Genomic DNA, 230 nt, shown 5'->3' with positions numbered 1-230 from the left:
AACGGCAGGCTGTGGCAGCCGTCATGCGGCAGGCGTTCGCGCTGCCAGGCACGGTCCATCACCTGCAGGAAGCTGCCGGCGTGGACCGCATCGTGCTGGTCGCGCACCCGGCCATCGGCATCCAGCCGCAGACAATCGCCCTGCGCGGCCAGCAGCAGGCTCCAGCGGCCCTGGGCGGTGCCCGAGGCGGTGGACTCCATCAGCAGCGGGAAGCGCGCCGGGTCGTGCTG

Annotated in this window: 1 protein-coding gene; it reads right to left on the bottom strand. The window is 72.6% G+C overall.

Annotated elements, in window-relative coordinates:
* A partial coding sequence (locus AC6UDB_RS07290; RefSeq protein ID WP_500709601.1) for a hypothetical protein occupies positions 1–230 on the bottom strand: 230 nt, incomplete at both ends.

The sequence above is a fragment of the Fructilactobacillus sp. X3R2C1 genome, assembly GCF_059901235.1.
This window is presented reverse-complemented; position numbering and strand designations above follow the sequence as displayed.